The sequence below is a fragment of the Leptotrichia buccalis C-1013-b genome (assembly GCF_000023905.1).
Taxonomy (GTDB): domain Bacteria; phylum Fusobacteriota; class Fusobacteriia; order Fusobacteriales; family Leptotrichiaceae; genus Leptotrichia; species Leptotrichia buccalis.
Genome location: NC_013192.1, coordinates 2219319 through 2234515, shown reverse-complemented (window position 1 = coordinate 2234515; position 15197 = coordinate 2219319). Strand labels below are relative to the sequence as shown.

Here is a 15197-nt window from a genome sequence, read left to right as displayed (position 1 = left end):
TCATTGTCGCAAATCCTTATCTTGCATTAAAGGTTTATTCTGATAATTAAAATTATGGCAAGATTGCTAAGCAATACCTATGGCTAGACTACGACTTTTATTTGCCCAACTCCGGAACTCCTCCTTATAGTCGTCAAACAGTCGTAGTTGAACAAATAAAAGCTTCGTCGGTTTGTTAAAACAAAAAAATTATATTTTAATTATTTTGATTTTTATCCTTTGTTGGCAAAGATTGTAATAAATTCGTTATTTAAATGGGGGTTAGTATAAAATATAATTTTCGCTTTTTAAACGGGAAATAGTATTATTATACAATCTATTAACTCAAAAAAACTGATATTTTCCAAATAAAAAACCTTTAAAATACGTATTTCAAAAGAATACATTTCTTAAAGGTCTTTCCATTAAATTATTTCTGCAATATCTTATTTTTTAAATCTATTTTTCAAATCCAATACAAATTTTGTCAAATCTTCTGTAAATGACTCTGTATTTGCTTTTACTTTTTCTGAAAAATTGGCAAAATCATCTTTTAATTTTTCTGATCCATTTTCAAATTTTTCTTTTAATTCCTTATATTCAATATCGGTTTTCAGTTTTCTTTCATATTCTTCAGCTAGCTCCAAATCTTTTCTTACAACGGCAGCATCTTTTCTTAAAATAGTTTCCGATTCATATTTATTCAAAAAGTTGTCCAGTTCTGAAACATCTGATTCTCCCACAAGCAAAATCAGTCCATAATGGTCATTTACAAGATGTTTTGAAACATCTTCAAAGATACTCACCACTTTTTCATCTTCCTTATCTCCATGTCTTCCACCTAGCAAAGCTCCAATAGCTCCACCAAAAACAATTCCTAATGGACCACCGATAATTCCAATAAAGCTGCCTAGTAAAACCACCATTCAGAAATCCTATTTTCCCGTTTGAAGCGACTTCAAATCCGTCTTTAAAGGTCAGTTTATCATTTTCCTTTTTTACAACAGCTGCCTGAGTAATCACATAATTTTTCCCAACATATTTAGCCTTTATATCCGCTAGTGTCTCAAATGCACTTAGCTGATTTTTAAATGTTGCAAGTAACACATTATTTTCCATAACTATCATTCCTTTCAATTTTTATATAATTGTTATCAAAATTTAACTTTTCAAATAATTTATTATATGCTCTGAAAAAATAGATTTTATTTTGTTGCTACTTATTTTTTACTTTTCAAAAATAAATTTATCCCCATAATACCTGAAATAAAAAATCCTAATAGTCCCAGTCCTGAAATTCCAAAGATTTTTGGTGGAATATTTGCTAAAGCCAATATTGATGAACCAACAAATAGTGATGAAATAATGATTGCCAGAATCAATCGCTCAAAAGCCTTTTGAAATTTATCAAAACCAATTATTTCATGTTTATGCTTTAATTCATTATTCTGAATTTTTTCTAAGAGAATTTTCATATCTGTAGGCAAAGTTAGCCAATTGTCTGAAAAAGTTTCAATTTTAGAAATACCTTTTTTAAAAATATTAATTGGATTCATTCTTTCTTTGGTAATTTTATTCATATATGGTCGCATAACTTTTGTTATATTTAAAGTCGGATCTAGATGTCTTCCTATTCCTTCAATTTGCCCAATACCCTTTACTAATAGGTAAATATCTTCCGAAAGCAGAATCTGATTATTACTGAATATTTTTCTTGCCTTTTCAAAAATAGTAACTACATCTATATTTTCCAATGAATTTTCATCTACCAGCTCAATTAGACCGTACAGCTCTCTTTCAAATTTTTTTTCATCTGCCACTTCAAATTTTACAGCCAGTTCCCGTATTGTTTCAATCATTTTTTTCACATCTTTTTTAAGCGAGTAAATAATCAAATTGATTAAAAGTTCCCGCTCGTTCGGATAAAGCCTTCCCATCGCTCCAAAATCAATAAACACAATTTGTCCATTTTCCTTTATAAAGATATTGCCAGGATGCGGATCAGCATGAAAAAATCCATGTTTTAAAAATTGTGTCAAATATAAGTCAAGCCCTGTTCTCGCAACTTTTTTTGTTTCTATTCCAATTTTTATAATATTTTCAGCATCTGTAATTTTAAATCCTTCTATCATTTCCATAGTAAGAATACGATCATTAGAAAGTGTCTTATACACAACTGGAACGTGAATTCTACTATCATTCTTAAAGTTGTTTGCAAAACGAAGCATATTATTTAGCTCATTATTTAACGAAAGCTCTTCATTTAACATTTTTTCAAAACTTTCTACAATCTCGCTAATACTCATTCTTTTTAAAACATCATAATATTTTTCAAGAGTTTTTGCAAGATTTTTCATAATGCCCAAATCAGCTTCGACAACAGGGCGTATATTTTCCCGCTGTATTTTTATAACAACTTTTTCTCCTGTCTTTAATTTTGCTCTGAATACTTGCCCTATTGAAGCCGAAGCCATTGGATTTTCTTCTATCTCGCTAAAGTAATCATTTACATCAATTCCAAGCTCTAAATCTAGCTTTTTCCTTACATCAATTTTCTCTACTTCCACATTATCCTGTAACTTCTGCAGTTCTATAATAAATTCTTCAGGCAATATATCTTTCCTGTTACTTAACATTTGTCCAAATTTTATATGAACAGGTCCCATTTCTTCGATTGCCATTCGTATTCTTTCATAAAAAGTATATGAATTTATTTCTTCAATTTTATCGCTGTACCTACGTTTAACATTTTTTGGAATATATTTCTCAAGTTCCCCTCTTTTAAACAATTCATCAAATCCATATTTTGCAATTACTCCTGAAAGTTTCATTACTCTTTTTGTCTTTTGGCTAATAATTTCCACTTATTTTCACTTCCATCTTTTAAAAATACTTGGTTACATCAAAAAATACAATAATTAACATTAATACAAGCAAAAAAATCATTCCAATTAAATGTATTTGCTCTTCAATTTTTTTATTAATTTTTATTCCTAAAAATTCAGGAATAATGAAAATCAGTCTTCCTCCATCAAGTGCAGGAATAGGCAGCAAATTCATAATTCCAATATTTATTGAAATTAAAATAAATATATTAATTAACGCCAGGAAGCCACCTTGCCCATATGCAAGTCCAACGAGTTTTGGAAGCCCCACAGGTCCTGTCATTTCCTTCATTGCCACTTTTCCAGTTACAAGCATTTTTACTCCAACAAGTGTCAGTTTAAAATAATCTCCAAATTTCTGAAAACTTATTTTTATTTTTTCATTAAAAGTTGACTTTTGTTCCAATATTCTTATTCCTAAAATATTTCCTTTGGTTTCATCATTGTATGTTAATTTTACATTTTCTGTAATTTCTGCATTATTTCTCAATATTTTTAAATTTACATCTTCATTTTTATAATTCTGACTAATTTTTGAAATTTTTTCTGACATATCAAGCCAGCTTGATACATTTTCTCCGTTAATTGACAAAATTTTATCATTTACCTGCAATTTCCCTTTTGCCTTAGAATCTTCCTGAACTGCTCCAACTATCGGCTTTGCATATTCCACAGGTAAAATTCCTGTTACTGAAAGTAACATAAATAATGCCACCAAAGCTGAAATAAAATTCATTGTAACTCCTGCAATTAACACAACAAATCGTTTAAACGGAGATTTTGTAAAAAATCCATTTTCTGAAATTTTTTTCTGTTTTTCCAATTCTTCAGCCACAGCTATATTCAATTTTTTTTCTACTTCATTGACAAATTTTTCGTCATCAATTTTTTCATTTTTCTTTTCCATCTCATTTTTTAAATTTTCTGTTATCTCATCAATTTTTTCCTTCTTGAATGTTTCCAAATCAAATTCCTGCGGCTGCATACCTTCAATATTTACAAACCCGCCAAGCGGCAAAGCTCTAATCGAATAAACAGTTTCTCCTTTTTTTACAGAAAAAACTTTCGGTCCCATTCCAATTGCAAACTCAGAAACAGGCATTTTAAAAAATTTAGCCGTAGCAAAATGTCCGAGTTCGTGCAACAATATTATCATTCCTAAAATTATTATTGTAAAAATTATTCCCATATTTTCTCCATCTTTAATTTATTTTTTTATTTAAAAAATACTGCTTTCAATGAGACAGTCCCCATAAAAAGCAGCTAAATTCAAAAACTTGACTTAATTAATATTCATAATTATAACAGATTACTGTCTGTTGTTTCTTCACCTAATGAAGCATCAATGTCTTCATAGTCAATTCCAACTGGAATTGAAGTCAAAACTTTGTCTGTAACTTTTGAAAGATGTGCATTCATTGCATAAGCTGCTCCACTTACAAAATCTATTACTCTTTGCCCTACTTCATATTCTAAAAATTCCAGACTGAATGTTACAACTTTGTTTTCTTTTATTGCATCTGCAATTAATCTTGAATCTTCAAAAACTTTTGGTCTGATAATCGAAACATAGCTCACTTTTGACGACGCCATTTTTGTACTTTCCTCCTTTTTCCCTACTCCAAAAAGACTTCCAATGCCTTTTTTTTCTTCTGGTTGTTTTTCCTGCTCTACTCTGTTTGTTGTTGTTTTATGCTGAACTTTCGCCTGCTGATTTTGCGACGGTTGTTCTGTTGCTGCTTCTTTTTTTTCATCATTTGACAATTCTTCAGATAATTCATCGTCATCATCTTCTATATCATCGCCAAAAAATTCCATTAATTTTCTTTTAAGTCCCAAAATATAACCTCCTATTCAAATAACTTGCTTCCTATTCTAATTATAGTTGCACCATTTTTCAAGGCTTCTATATAATCATTAGACATTCCCATAGAAAGCTCAGTAATATAATCATATTTTTTTTCGTATTCTTCTTTTAATTCTCTCATTTTTGAAAAATAATTATCTATTTCGTATTCACTAGCATCAAATGGAGCCATTGTCATAAACCCAGCTATTTTTACATTACTCATTGAAAAATATTTTTCACTATCCTTTTTAAAATCTTCAATATAAACTCCTGTTTTGGATTCTTCCCTTGAAACGTTAATTTGTATTAACCCGCTTATAGTCTTATTATTTTCAATAGCTTTTTTATTTATTTCTTCTAAAAGCTGGTAAGAATCTATTGAATGTACTAAATTTACGCTATTTATTATGTATTTAATTTTATTTTTCTGTAATCGCCCAATAAAATCCCATTTGATATTTTTATATTTTTCATCTGAAAATTCATTTAACTTGTCTCGATAGAGCTGAGCTCGATTTTCACCAAAATAATCATAGCCCATATCTATTACAGCCTTATGTTCTTCCACATTTAAATATTTGCTTACAAATAAAATTTTCACTTTTTCTGGATATGGTGAATATTTTTTCACATTTTCCAAGATTTTTTCATAATTTTGATGAATTTTTACACTGTTGAGTTCCATTTTCTGCTCCTATTACTTTAATCTGCTTTAATTTTTTTAAAATTTTTTATAATTAAATTTCTATGAGATTGAATTTTTTACGATTCAATTTATAAATGCTTTTTGACATTTTAATAAATATGATATTTCTACAGTTACATTATTATAACCTTTTTTTCAAATAAATTCAACAAATACATCATTTGCTAGTAACATTCCTCTTTTTGTTAATCGAAGCCTTATTTCATAACTATTTTCCACTATTTTTTTATCAAAATATTCATTATTTTTAACTTTATTTTTTATTTTTTTTTCTTTTGCGGGAATAAATTTTTCAACTTTTCCAGTATTTTCAGTAAAAGAATTTATTTTTTTTATTTTTTTCGCGGTAAATTTCTCTAGCAATCCATTTTCTATAAGTTTTTCAACTCTCTCATCCTCAAAATACTCAATTCCCTCCTGAATCAACCTTAACCCCAGCATTCTCTTTAATTTTTCACTTTCAATTTCATCAACAATTTCTACTGTATTTTCATCAATAGGTAATTTTCCATTATCTAAAAATTTATAATATTTATTAAATGTCCGAACATTGCTATGCCGGTTCTCACCATAATAAGCCGTTGCACTCATTCCAACACCAATAAACTTTTTATTTCTCCAATATTTTAGATTATGTCTTCCACCATTTTTTTGTCTTTTCTTAATCATCTCAAAATCTTCTATATTTTCAGATATTTGATTTTTCCACAAATTTTCATCAATTCGTGCAAAATTCGATATTTCGTAATGACAGTATCCATTTTCATTAAAAAATTCAATAATCATCTCATACATCTGAGCTTCCACATCCTGATCAATTTCCGACAGAATCCCCTTTTGCAATTTACTCCAGAAAACTGTCCCTTCTTCCCAAATAAGCGAATAAATCGAAACATTCTCAGGCTTTAATTCCTTCAAAATGTTTAAATCCCGCTGTAAATCTTCAATACTTTGATTAGGAATTCCAAACATCAAATCCACGGTTATATTCTCAAATCCAGCTTCTCTAGCCATTCTGTACACATTTACTGCATCATCTGAACTATGTTGCCTCCCAATAAATTTCAGCACGTGATTCTGAAAACTCTGTATTCCAATACTCAAACGATTTATCCCAATTTCCCGAATTTCCTTCAACTTTTCCAAAGTCATATCCGTTGGATTCAATTCCAAAGTAATTTCAGTATTTTCAGTCCATTCTAATTCCTGCATTATTTCCCGTATCATTTCTACAGGCAATACTGAAGGTGTTCCTCCACCAAAATAAATCGTATCATACGTAAACTTTGGATACATCCTTATTTCCCTGATTAAATAGTCAATATATTTCCTGTATTCTTTCTCCATTCGGACAAATGTGCAGAAATCGCAATATTCACACTTTTTATCACAAAACGGAATGTGAATATATATCGCATCAATATTTTTCTCTTTTATTTTTGTCATTTTTCACAAGATCTCTCTAAAATTTTTATTATATTCATTTTATTTTAAAAATTTATCTTTAATTATTCAGTAAACTTATTTTTTTAATTTATAAAACAAAAAAGACCAGAAAAAATCTTCTGATCTCTTTTAAAAAATTATAATCCTAAGAATTCTGAAAATTCTTTCATTGTTTTATCAAGTTTTGCTTTTACATTTTCATCTGAATCTGCATTTACACTAAAGTAGAATTTAATTTTTGGCTCTGTTCCAGATGGACGTGCTGTAATATATGTATTGTCTTCCAGAACAAATTGTAAAACATTTTCTTTTGGCAATTTTATTTCAGCTTCAGTTCCTTTTTCCAAGTTGTATTCTTTATGTGAGAAGAAATCACGTTTAATTTTTATCTTTTTACCAAGTAGTTCGTCTTTTATATTTTCTCTCAAGTTAGCCATAAGAGCTGCCATTTGTTCAATTCCATCTTTTCCTTTAAGAGTTACAGATTTTATTCCTTCCAAGTAATATCCAAATTCTTTGTATAATTTTTGCAATTCTTCATAAATTGAACTTCCAATTGAATCATAGTAAGTAGCCATTTCAGCAATTACCATTGAAGTTACCAGCGCATCTTTATCTCTTGCATGAGTTCCAATCAAGTATCCATAGCTTTCTTCAAATCCAAATAAATACGTTCCGTCCAATTCTTTATTTTCAAATTGTCTAATTTTTTCTCCAATATATTTAAATCCAGTCAATGTCTTCATTACTTCAACGCCTTTAGAAGGTGCAACAACGTCAATCATTGGTGTAGAAACAACTGTTGTGATAACTTTTGCGTTTGCAGGAATATCTGTCTTATTATTTAATAGATATTGTAACAATAGTAGTCCAACTTGGTTTCCATTTGGATAATACCATTCATTTTTATCATCTTTTACAGCAATACCGATTCTATCTGCATCCGGGTCATTTGCCATAACTAATTTTGCTCCGATTTCATCAGCCAATTTTACACCAAGTTTGAATGCCGCTTTTTCTTCAGGGTTTGCATAAACTACAGTTGGGAAATTACCGTCTGGTTCAATTTGTTCTTTTACAACTTCAAAACTGTAACCAAAGTCTGATAAAATTCGTTTCGCAGGTCTTCCTCCAGTTCCGTGAAGTGGAGTATAAACTATTTTGAAATCTTCTTTTCCTGGAATATCTGTTTTTAAAGTTTGTTTTTTAATCGCTGCTATATAATCATCGTCAATTTGTCCGTCCAATTCGATAATTAAGCCTTTTTCTTTTCCTTCTTCTTCTGAAATAACGTTGATTTCTTCAAGAGTTTTGATTTTATTAACTTCATCAACGATTGAAGGTGCGTGAGGGTCTACAACTTGTGCTCCGTCATCCCAATAAACTTTGTATCCATTATATTCAACAGGATTATGTGACGCAGTTACAACAATTCCAGCCATAGTTCCTTTATATCTTACCCCAAATGATAATTCCGGAGTAGAACGCAAACTTTTATAGATATATGCTTTAATTCCATTAGCAGCCATAACTCTGGCAGCATTTAAAGTATATTCCCTAGAACCTATTCTACAGTCGTGTGCAATTATAATTCCTTGTTTTTTAGCTTTATCAGCATCAAATTTTAACATATAATTTGCAAGACCTTGTGTAACTTTTCTAATAACATATTTATTAATTCTGTTTGTACCGATTCCACGAACCCCTCTAATTCCACCTGTTCCAAAACTCAAATCTTTAAAAAATCTGTCTTCGATTTCTTTTTCATTTCCGGCAAGACTTCTTAATTCTTCTTTGTCTTTTTCATCAACTGCTTCTGAATTTAGCCAATATTCATATTTTTTCATGTAGTCCATAGTATTCCTCCTAAAAATTTTATTATTAAACAATTTAATTTGCAAAAAACCTATTTTTTAGATAATTAAATTACAAATAGCAAATTTTTCTATCCAATATTAATTTTACCACATTTATTTGATTTAACAAGTGCCTAAATGAAAAAAATTACAATTTTTTTACTAAAATTAAAATTAATACAAAAGACATTACAATAATATTCACAACAAATGGAAAAAATGGATTAAAATTCAATAAATGTCCAGAAAGCAGTGAACCAATCGCAGTTCCAAGTGAACCTACCGCAGATGCCACTCCCAGTATTTTTCCCTGATTTTCTTTATATCTTTGAGCAATAATTGTATTTCCAAGCGAACGCACAATTTCGTAAGTCATCGTATAAACAGCCATAAGAATATACGGAGTTACACCAAACTTAACTCTAAACAAAATCACTGACATTAGTATTATTCCAGTAAAAATCAAAAATTTATAAATACTTTTTTCTTTAAATTTTTTTAATAATTTCCCCAATAAAAATGCAGTTCCAAAAAAAGCAAGCAATGACGAACACATAACAAATGTTCCAATCGTATCAGAAGACACTTTTTCATAAAATTTGAAAAAATAGTTTAAAGCACTTCCATAAGAATAAATTCCTATTCCTGAAAGTAAAATTATAAGACAAAAAAACTTGGAATATCCATCTAATTCCTTAATATATCTAAAAGTTGCAAACGGATTCAAATCCTTTTTACTTTTTTCTTCCTCTGAATTACTATCTTTTTTCACAATTTCTTTCATAATCAGCAAAATAATTATCGAAACAATACTCCCACCAATAAACTGCAATGCAAAAGAAAATCGTGGATCATTCATAGCAGTTGCGACATATCCCCCTATTTTCTGCCCAATCGCTCCGCCAATTACAGTCGCAGAACTTACTTTAGCAATATTTTTTGCCTTTTCTTCTTTTTCAGAAAGCTGACTCACATATCCAAATGCCACAGCAAACGTTCCTCCCGAAGCAAATCCCGAAATCATCCTTGCCAAAAATATAAGTGGCAAATTAGTCTCAAATCCAAATATAAGCTGCGACATCCCATAACAAAATGGCATAAACACAAATATCCTCTTCATCCCAACTCTATCCGCCAAAGCCCCCAAATAAGGCGAAGAAATAAACATAGCCGTACTCATAAACGCCAGCAATTCCCCCGAAATACTTTTCTTCCATCCTCTCAGTTCAATTAGTGCAGGTGTCGCAGGATGTCCTAAATTATAAACAATAATACACAAAAACATCAATATTATCATCCTATTTATATTTTTTTTCATTTTTTCTATCTCCTTTTCTTTTAGATATTTTGTTAATTCTAATACTATTTCCCCTTTAAATAGCAAATATTTAATAAATTTTGAATTACATACTATTTTTAGTTAATAAGGAATTAAAACTTTTTGTTCTTAACATAGTTTCTATTTTATAATGGGCTTTAGTATTAGATTATTTTATTTAGGGCGTGTCTGAAAACTCTCCAAATGATGAATTTTTAACAAATTTTTCCAAAATCAAAAATAATAAACACTGATTTTATCGTGATTTGTATAATTTATAAAATCAAAAAAATATTAAAAATAACATAGATTTTGAGTTTTCAGACACAGCCTAATATTAGTTTCTTTCTTTTTTTTTGCAGGATTGCTCATTGCCGCAAATCCTGCACCTATGGCTAGACTACGACTTTTATTTGCCCAACTCCGAAACTCCTCCTTATAGTCGTCAAACAGTCGTAGCTGAACAAATAAAAGCTCCGTCGGTTTATTAAAACAAAAAAAATTATATTTTAATTATTTTGAAATACTAGATTTTTATCTTTTGTTGGAAAAGTTTGTAATAAATTCGTTATTCAAATGGAGTTTAGTATTAGTATAAAATTAATTATGAAAAAACAAAAAACCAGATATTACTCTGGTTTTTATAAAAATATTTATTTAAAATTTTAATTTTTAAAATAATCCTGGAATACTTACTCCACCAGTAACTACTTCCATTTCCTTTTCAGCCATTTCTTCAGCTTTATCCAAAATTTCGTTTACTGCATTTACAATCAAGTCAGAAACTATTGTTGCATCATTTTCTTCAATTGCATCTTTTAATACATCTAATGAAATTGATAAATCTACAATTTTTTTCTGTCCGTTTGCTTTTACAGTAATTCCTCCACCAGCAACAGATGTTTCTACAAATTTATCTTTTAATCCTTCTTGGATTTTTAGCATTTCTTGTTGCATTACTTGAGCCTGTTTGATTATATCTTGTTGATTTCCACCAGATTTGTTTCCTGCTCCTTTTATTTTTCTAACCATAGTTATAATTCCTCCTACGAATTATGATTTATTATTTATAACAAATTTTATTTTTTATAAAAAAAAATGGTGGAGAGAGAAGGATTCGAACCTTCGAAGGCTGAGCCGGCAGATTTACAGTCTGATCCCTTTGGCCACTCGGGAACCTCTCCACAACATTCTAAATTTTAAATAGTGGTGCCGCTTGTCGGACTCGAACCAACCACCTACTGATTACAAGTCAGTTGCTCTACCAGATGAGCTAAAGCGGCATTAAATGGCGGAAGTGACGAGACTCGAACTCGCGACATCTTGCGTGACAGGCAAGCACTCTAACCAACTGAGCTACACCTCCATAATGGTGGTCACAATTGGGCTCGAACCAATGACCCCCTGCTTGTAAGGCAGGTGCTCTCCCAACTGAGCTATGCGACCATAAAACAATCACCATTTAACATTATAATATTCAATTTTTAAATTGGTACGGCCTAGGGGGATCGAACCCCTGTTACCGGGATGAAAACCCGAGGTCCTAACCACTAGACGAAGGCCGCACATTCATTCCCTTATCTGTTTTCCTATTACTCACAGACAAGAGATATAATATCATATTTAATTTTATTTGTCAACACCTTTTTATAAATTTTTTTTAATTTCTCTCTAAAATTTATTATTTTTTACATTTTTATTACAATTATTTTCTGCAATCCATTCAGTTCATTTTCAATTTCATCATTTGCTGATATTTTCATAGTAACTCTGCTGGAATAATTTTTTTCCAATATCTCTATACCAAATTTACCCATATTTGCACTTAAAAATGTCTCTATCTCTGAAGTATATTCGTAGTCATAGTCTAAAATGAAAATTGATTTTTCCACATATTCCACAATCTCCGCTTCATTAACAGCTAACTTTGCTGTTTTAGCGTAATTTCTTATAAGTCCACCTGCTCCCAGTTTTATTCCGCCAAAATATCTTGTAGCGACTACTGCCACGTTATACACATCCAGAATATTAAGTATTTCGGCCATTGGTTTTCCTGCTGTGTTACTTGGTTCTCCGTCGTCATTATACTTAAAATACTCTTGCCCATTTTCTACCACTCTATAAAGCGGAACATTGTGAGTTGCATTTGGATGCATTTTTTTTATTGAATCAATAAACTTTTCAGCTTCAATTACTGTTGAAACTGGCTTAATATATCCGATAAATTTCGATTTTTTTTCTTCAAATTCAATTATTGTTTCCTTTTTTACAGTTTTCAAGCTTATCCTCCTTTCATTTTATAATTTAAAATGATATTATTATGTTACCATAAAAATAAAACTCAGACAACTATTTTTACAATTAAGTTTATCTGAGTTTCTGTTTTTATTGAGTTATTGGCTGTATTTGTACATATCCTTCTAACTGTTTAAATTTATTTGTACTTGCGAATTTCTTTTGTATTCTTTCATAATCTGCATCTGTTAACTTTTTAGCTTCTGCTCCATCGGAATACATACTTTTCATAAATATTGCTACTTCAACCATACCAAATACTTCCATATCAGCTTTTTTATTATCTTCCAATGCTTTTTCGGAAACTTTTGCATTTTCAATATCATTTATATAATCATCAACAAGTTTGATTTTGTCTCCTGTTTCCAAATATTTTTCAGCTTTTTTCTGAAAATTGCTCAAAACTTGTGCATATTCCTGACTGTTTAATTCTTTTGCATTTCTTTTTGTAGTGTCTGTTTTTTTCACATTTTGATTTTTCCCAGTTTTATTAACTGTTTTTGCATTTCCGATATAGCTTATACTCATTAGAAGTAATGCGATTCCAATTATTTTTTTACTTTTTTTCATTTTTACCAATTCTCCTTTTTATTTTACTGTTTTATAATAACTCAAAATTCTAAATTATGCTATTGAATATCCTTTTATTTCACTTAAACTTCATATTTCATTTTTAATTTTGATTTTTACACAGCAAGAATTAGCTTTTTATATGATTTTTATTTTGAGATTTTTCAGATTTTTCTTTTTCCTTCTCTTTCTTTTTATCATTTTCCATAATTCTATCCAGTAGCTTAATTACTCTTGTATTTTCAAAATCTTTTCTGTATTTATTTACAATATTTTCATCTGCAACTGCCAGCATTTGAGCAATTGATAAATAAATTGCAAGTTCTGCTTCTTCATTAAAATACACGTCTTCATAAGTTACATCTTTTGTTGAAACATTTTCCAGATAATACTTCAGTGCACTTTCAATACCATAATTCATCATATTTTTTGTTATTTTTGCTTCAGCAATTTTTAATTGGTAGCCTCTCACATAATCATCAGGTACTCCAAATTCCTTTTGATTTTTACCTATTTTAAAATAATCAATTATTCGTTGATATTTATCAATTTCATCTTTCTGTTCTTTTAACGTGTTTTTTCCATTATCCAGAATTTCTTTTACACTTTCTGAATACTTTTGCATTTCATCTTCATTTTCTTCTTCTTCCTCTACAGGTTCTTCTTTATTATTTTCATCATTCTTGATAATACCTTTTTTATCGTCATAGGAATAACCGTTTGGTAAATCATTTGCATGATTGTTATTAGTATCCAAACTTTCATTGCCCTCATCAATTAAAAATTCTCCCAGTTTATCAATAAACAGAACTATGTCCAGATTGTTATCTAAGGTATCAATTAAATCAAGAATAACTGTTCCCTTATAATTTTTTTTCAATAAATTATAATATTTTTTTGTGCCTTTTTCATCTCCTTTTAGTTTATAATAAGTCCATTCATTTGACAATTTATCAAATTTTGACCAATATGGTGTAATTTTATCCATATATTCCCTTGCTTTTTTAAAATCCTTTTTTTCTCCTATCATATATGCGGAAGCAAGAATTGTTCCTAAGATATCATTTCTTTCATCTTTTTGAAAAATTTCCTTCAATTTTGTAAAATTTTCATTTTCTTCTCCATCTTCCGTAAAAAAATTCTTCTCATCTTTCACATCATATTGAAATTTTATTGTTTCATCAATAACTTCCTGTTTTATACCAATTTTGGAAAGTTTATCTTGAGTTAATTCTGCTCGTGTATACGCTGATAATTCGTAACTTAGAGTTAAAAAGAATGGTAATGACAATGATATAAAAACTCTTTTCATAATTCCTCCCACAATAAATAAATATAACTACATTTTTTCATTAAAATTAAAACTTTAATTTACCATTTTTGACAAAAAATCCTTATCTTTTTCTGTTTCACTTTGAATTTTTTTCCCAATCCAGCTATCTTCCAATTTTACTCCATTTGATATTTTCAAAAATTCTTCAGAAATTTGTTCATTCATTATTACAACATTATAATATAGTACCACTTCAGCACGAAGATTGTAATTTCTTACTTCCTCACTTACGCTGTCATCTGTAATATTATCTAAATATTCTTTAACTGCTTGCTTTATTTCTCCTTTATTAAAGAGATTGTGTATTTTATTCAAATAATAAGTCAGTTTCATAAAATAATATTCTTCATCAGAAACTCCCACTCTTTTTCTATCGTTTTCATTTTTTAGTAATTCTAGAACTTTTCCTGTAAGAAGCTGTTTCTCACTTAGATCTTTTGCAACAAAAAGTTTTGAAAGCGTTATTATAATTGGATCTTTATATTTTTTTGAAATTTCGTCCATATATTTTTCAAAAGTTCCAATGTCGTTATTATCTAAGGCGTACATCATCTTTGAAAAAGTTTTTTCATATTCATATGGCGTATATTTTTCAAATAAGTCTAAATATTTTTTATAATTTCCACTTATTTTTGTTTCAAAAATTGTAACCAAAGCCTGTGCCGCTATATAATTTCTTTCATCTTTCTGAAGTAAGTTTTCCAGCTTTTTCACTCTCTCCCGAATAATTTTTTCATCATCTTCAAAATACCGGGTATCTCGAATTTCATAACTAAGGGATATTGTTTCATTTATCAATTCCTGTTTTACTCCAAGTTTGGACAATGTTTGCTGGATTTTTTCCTTTTGTGTAAATGCGGATATTTCAAAATTTATTGCCAAAAATATTCCTAAAATCAAAAATAGTCTTTTCATCTTTACCACATCCTTAAAATTTTGTAAAAATATTTCCTGTGACAC

14 protein-coding genes and 5 tRNA genes are annotated in these 15197 nt (G+C 29.3%); all 19 read right to left on the bottom strand.

The window, feature by feature from the left end; all coding sequences use genetic code 11:
• Nucleotides 1–425: 425 nt before the first annotated feature.
• Nucleotides 426–905, bottom strand: coding sequence for a hypothetical protein (locus tag LEBU_RS10430; protein WP_015770289.1), 480 nt, complete (start codon nt 903–905; stop codon nt 426–428).
• The gene (locus LEBU_RS12305; RefSeq protein ID WP_238974483.1) at nt 802–1098 is read right to left on the bottom strand and encodes a hypothetical protein; all 297 of its coding nucleotides are present in this window, start codon (nt 1096–1098) and stop codon (nt 802–804) included. Before LEBU_RS12305 ends, LEBU_RS10430 begins: the two co-directional genes overlap by 104 nt.
• Before the next feature lie 101 nt (nt 1099–1199).
• On the bottom strand, nt 1200–2843 hold the full coding sequence (locus LEBU_RS10425) for an ABC1 kinase family protein (protein WP_015770288.1): 1644 nt from the start codon (nt 2841–2843) through the stop codon (nt 1200–1202).
• Between the two features lie 19 nt (nt 2844–2862).
• Nucleotides 2863–4053 carry a M50 family metallopeptidase gene (locus LEBU_RS10420; RefSeq protein WP_015770287.1) on the bottom strand — a complete coding sequence of 397 codons (1191 nt, stop codon included), beginning with the start codon at nt 4051–4053 and terminating at the stop codon, nt 2863–2865.
• Nucleotides 4054–4163: 110 nt separating this feature from the next.
• A complete protein-coding gene (locus tag LEBU_RS10415; protein ID WP_015770286.1) occupies nt 4164–4703 on the bottom strand; it encodes a cell division protein SepF in 540 nt (179 codons plus the stop codon).
• 11 nt (nt 4704–4714) lie between these two features.
• Complete coding sequence (locus LEBU_RS10410; RefSeq protein ID WP_015770285.1) at nt 4715–5398, bottom strand: YggS family pyridoxal phosphate-dependent enzyme; 684 nt, start codon at nt 5396–5398, stop codon at nt 4715–4717.
• Between the two features lie 156 nt (nt 5399–5554).
• A complete protein-coding gene (gene hemW, locus LEBU_RS10405) occupies nt 5555–6865 on the bottom strand; it encodes a radical SAM family heme chaperone HemW (RefSeq protein WP_015770284.1) in 1311 nt (436 codons plus the stop codon).
• 137 nt (nt 6866–7002) lie between these two features.
• Nucleotides 7003–8721: a phospho-sugar mutase gene (locus LEBU_RS10400; RefSeq protein WP_015770283.1), complete on the bottom strand. Its 1719-nt coding sequence runs from the start codon at nt 8719–8721 to the stop codon at nt 7003–7005.
• 148 nt (nt 8722–8869) lie between these two features.
• Complete coding sequence (locus LEBU_RS10395) at nt 8870–10039, bottom strand: MFS transporter (protein WP_015770282.1); 1170 nt, start codon at nt 10037–10039, stop codon at nt 8870–8872.
• Nucleotides 10040–10711: 672 nt separating this feature from the next.
• The gene (locus tag LEBU_RS10390) at nt 10712–11071 is read right to left on the bottom strand and encodes a YbaB/EbfC family nucleoid-associated protein (RefSeq protein WP_015770281.1); all 360 of its coding nucleotides are present in this window, start codon (nt 11069–11071) and stop codon (nt 10712–10714) included.
• Between the two features lie 67 nt (nt 11072–11138).
• A tRNA-Tyr gene (locus LEBU_RS10385) sits at nt 11139–11223 on the bottom strand.
• Nucleotides 11224–11246: 23 nt separating this feature from the next.
• Nucleotides 11247–11322 (bottom strand) — tRNA-Thr (locus LEBU_RS10380).
• Between the two features lie 6 nt (nt 11323–11328).
• A tRNA-Asp gene (locus tag LEBU_RS10375) sits at nt 11329–11405 on the bottom strand.
• 4 nt (nt 11406–11409) lie between these two features.
• Nucleotides 11410–11485, bottom strand: a tRNA-Val gene (locus LEBU_RS10370).
• A gap of 44 nt (nt 11486–11529) precedes the next feature.
• Nucleotides 11530–11604, bottom strand: a tRNA-Glu gene (locus LEBU_RS10365).
• Nucleotides 11605–11727: 123 nt separating this feature from the next.
• Nucleotides 11728–12318, bottom strand: a complete 591-nt coding sequence (locus LEBU_RS10360) for an IMPACT family protein (protein ID WP_015770280.1) — start codon at nt 12316–12318, stop codon at nt 11728–11730.
• 106 nt (nt 12319–12424) lie between these two features.
• Nucleotides 12425–12904, bottom strand: coding sequence for a hypothetical protein (locus tag LEBU_RS10355; protein ID WP_015770279.1), 480 nt, complete (start codon nt 12902–12904; stop codon nt 12425–12427).
• A 130-nt stretch (nt 12905–13034) separates the two neighbouring features.
• Entirely contained in the window at nt 13035–14216 is a 1182-nt protein-coding gene (locus LEBU_RS10350) for a hypothetical protein (protein ID WP_015770278.1), read from the bottom strand.
• A gap of 54 nt (nt 14217–14270) precedes the next feature.
• A complete protein-coding gene (locus LEBU_RS10345; RefSeq protein WP_015770277.1) occupies nt 14271–15152 on the bottom strand; it encodes a hypothetical protein in 882 nt (293 codons plus the stop codon).
• Nucleotides 15153–15197: the final 45 nt, after the last annotated feature.

What these genes read in the sequence shown, in the direction of transcription:
- LEBU_RS10345 (WP_015770277.1), bottom strand. Translation starts at nt 15,152, where the DNA reads ATGAAAAGACTATTTTTGATTTTAGGAATATTTTTGGCAATAAATTTT.
- LEBU_RS10430 (WP_015770289.1), bottom strand. Translation starts at nt 905, where the DNA reads ATGGTGGTTTTACTAGGCAGCTTTATTGGAATTATCGGTGGTCCATTA.
- LEBU_RS10420 (WP_015770287.1), bottom strand. Translation starts at nt 4,053, where the DNA reads ATGGGAATAATTTTTACAATAATAATTTTAGGAATGATAATATTGTTG.
- LEBU_RS10390 (WP_015770281.1), bottom strand. Translation starts at nt 11,071, where the DNA reads ATGGTTAGAAAAATAAAAGGAGCAGGAAACAAATCTGGTGGAAATCAA.
- LEBU_RS10395 (WP_015770282.1), bottom strand. Translation starts at nt 10,039, where the DNA reads ATGAAAAAAAATATAAATAGGATGATAATATTGATGTTTTTGTGTATT.
- LEBU_RS10355 (WP_015770279.1), bottom strand. Translation starts at nt 12,904, where the DNA reads ATGAAAAAAAGTAAAAAAATAATTGGAATCGCATTACTTCTAATGAGT.
- LEBU_RS12305 (WP_238974483.1), bottom strand. Translation starts at nt 1,098, where the DNA reads ATGGAAAATAATGTGTTACTTGCAACATTTAAAAATCAGCTAAGTGCA.
- LEBU_RS10350 (WP_015770278.1), bottom strand. Translation starts at nt 14,216, where the DNA reads ATGAAAAGAGTTTTTATATCATTGTCATTACCATTCTTTTTAACTCTA.
- LEBU_RS10400 (WP_015770283.1), bottom strand. Translation starts at nt 8,721, where the DNA reads ATGGACTACATGAAAAAATATGAATATTGGCTAAATTCAGAAGCAGTT.
- LEBU_RS10410 (WP_015770285.1), bottom strand. Translation starts at nt 5,398, where the DNA reads ATGGAACTCAACAGTGTAAAAATTCATCAAAATTATGAAAAAATCTTG.
- hemW (WP_015770284.1), bottom strand. Translation starts at nt 6,865, where the DNA reads ATGACAAAAATAAAAGAGAAAAATATTGATGCGATATATATTCACATT.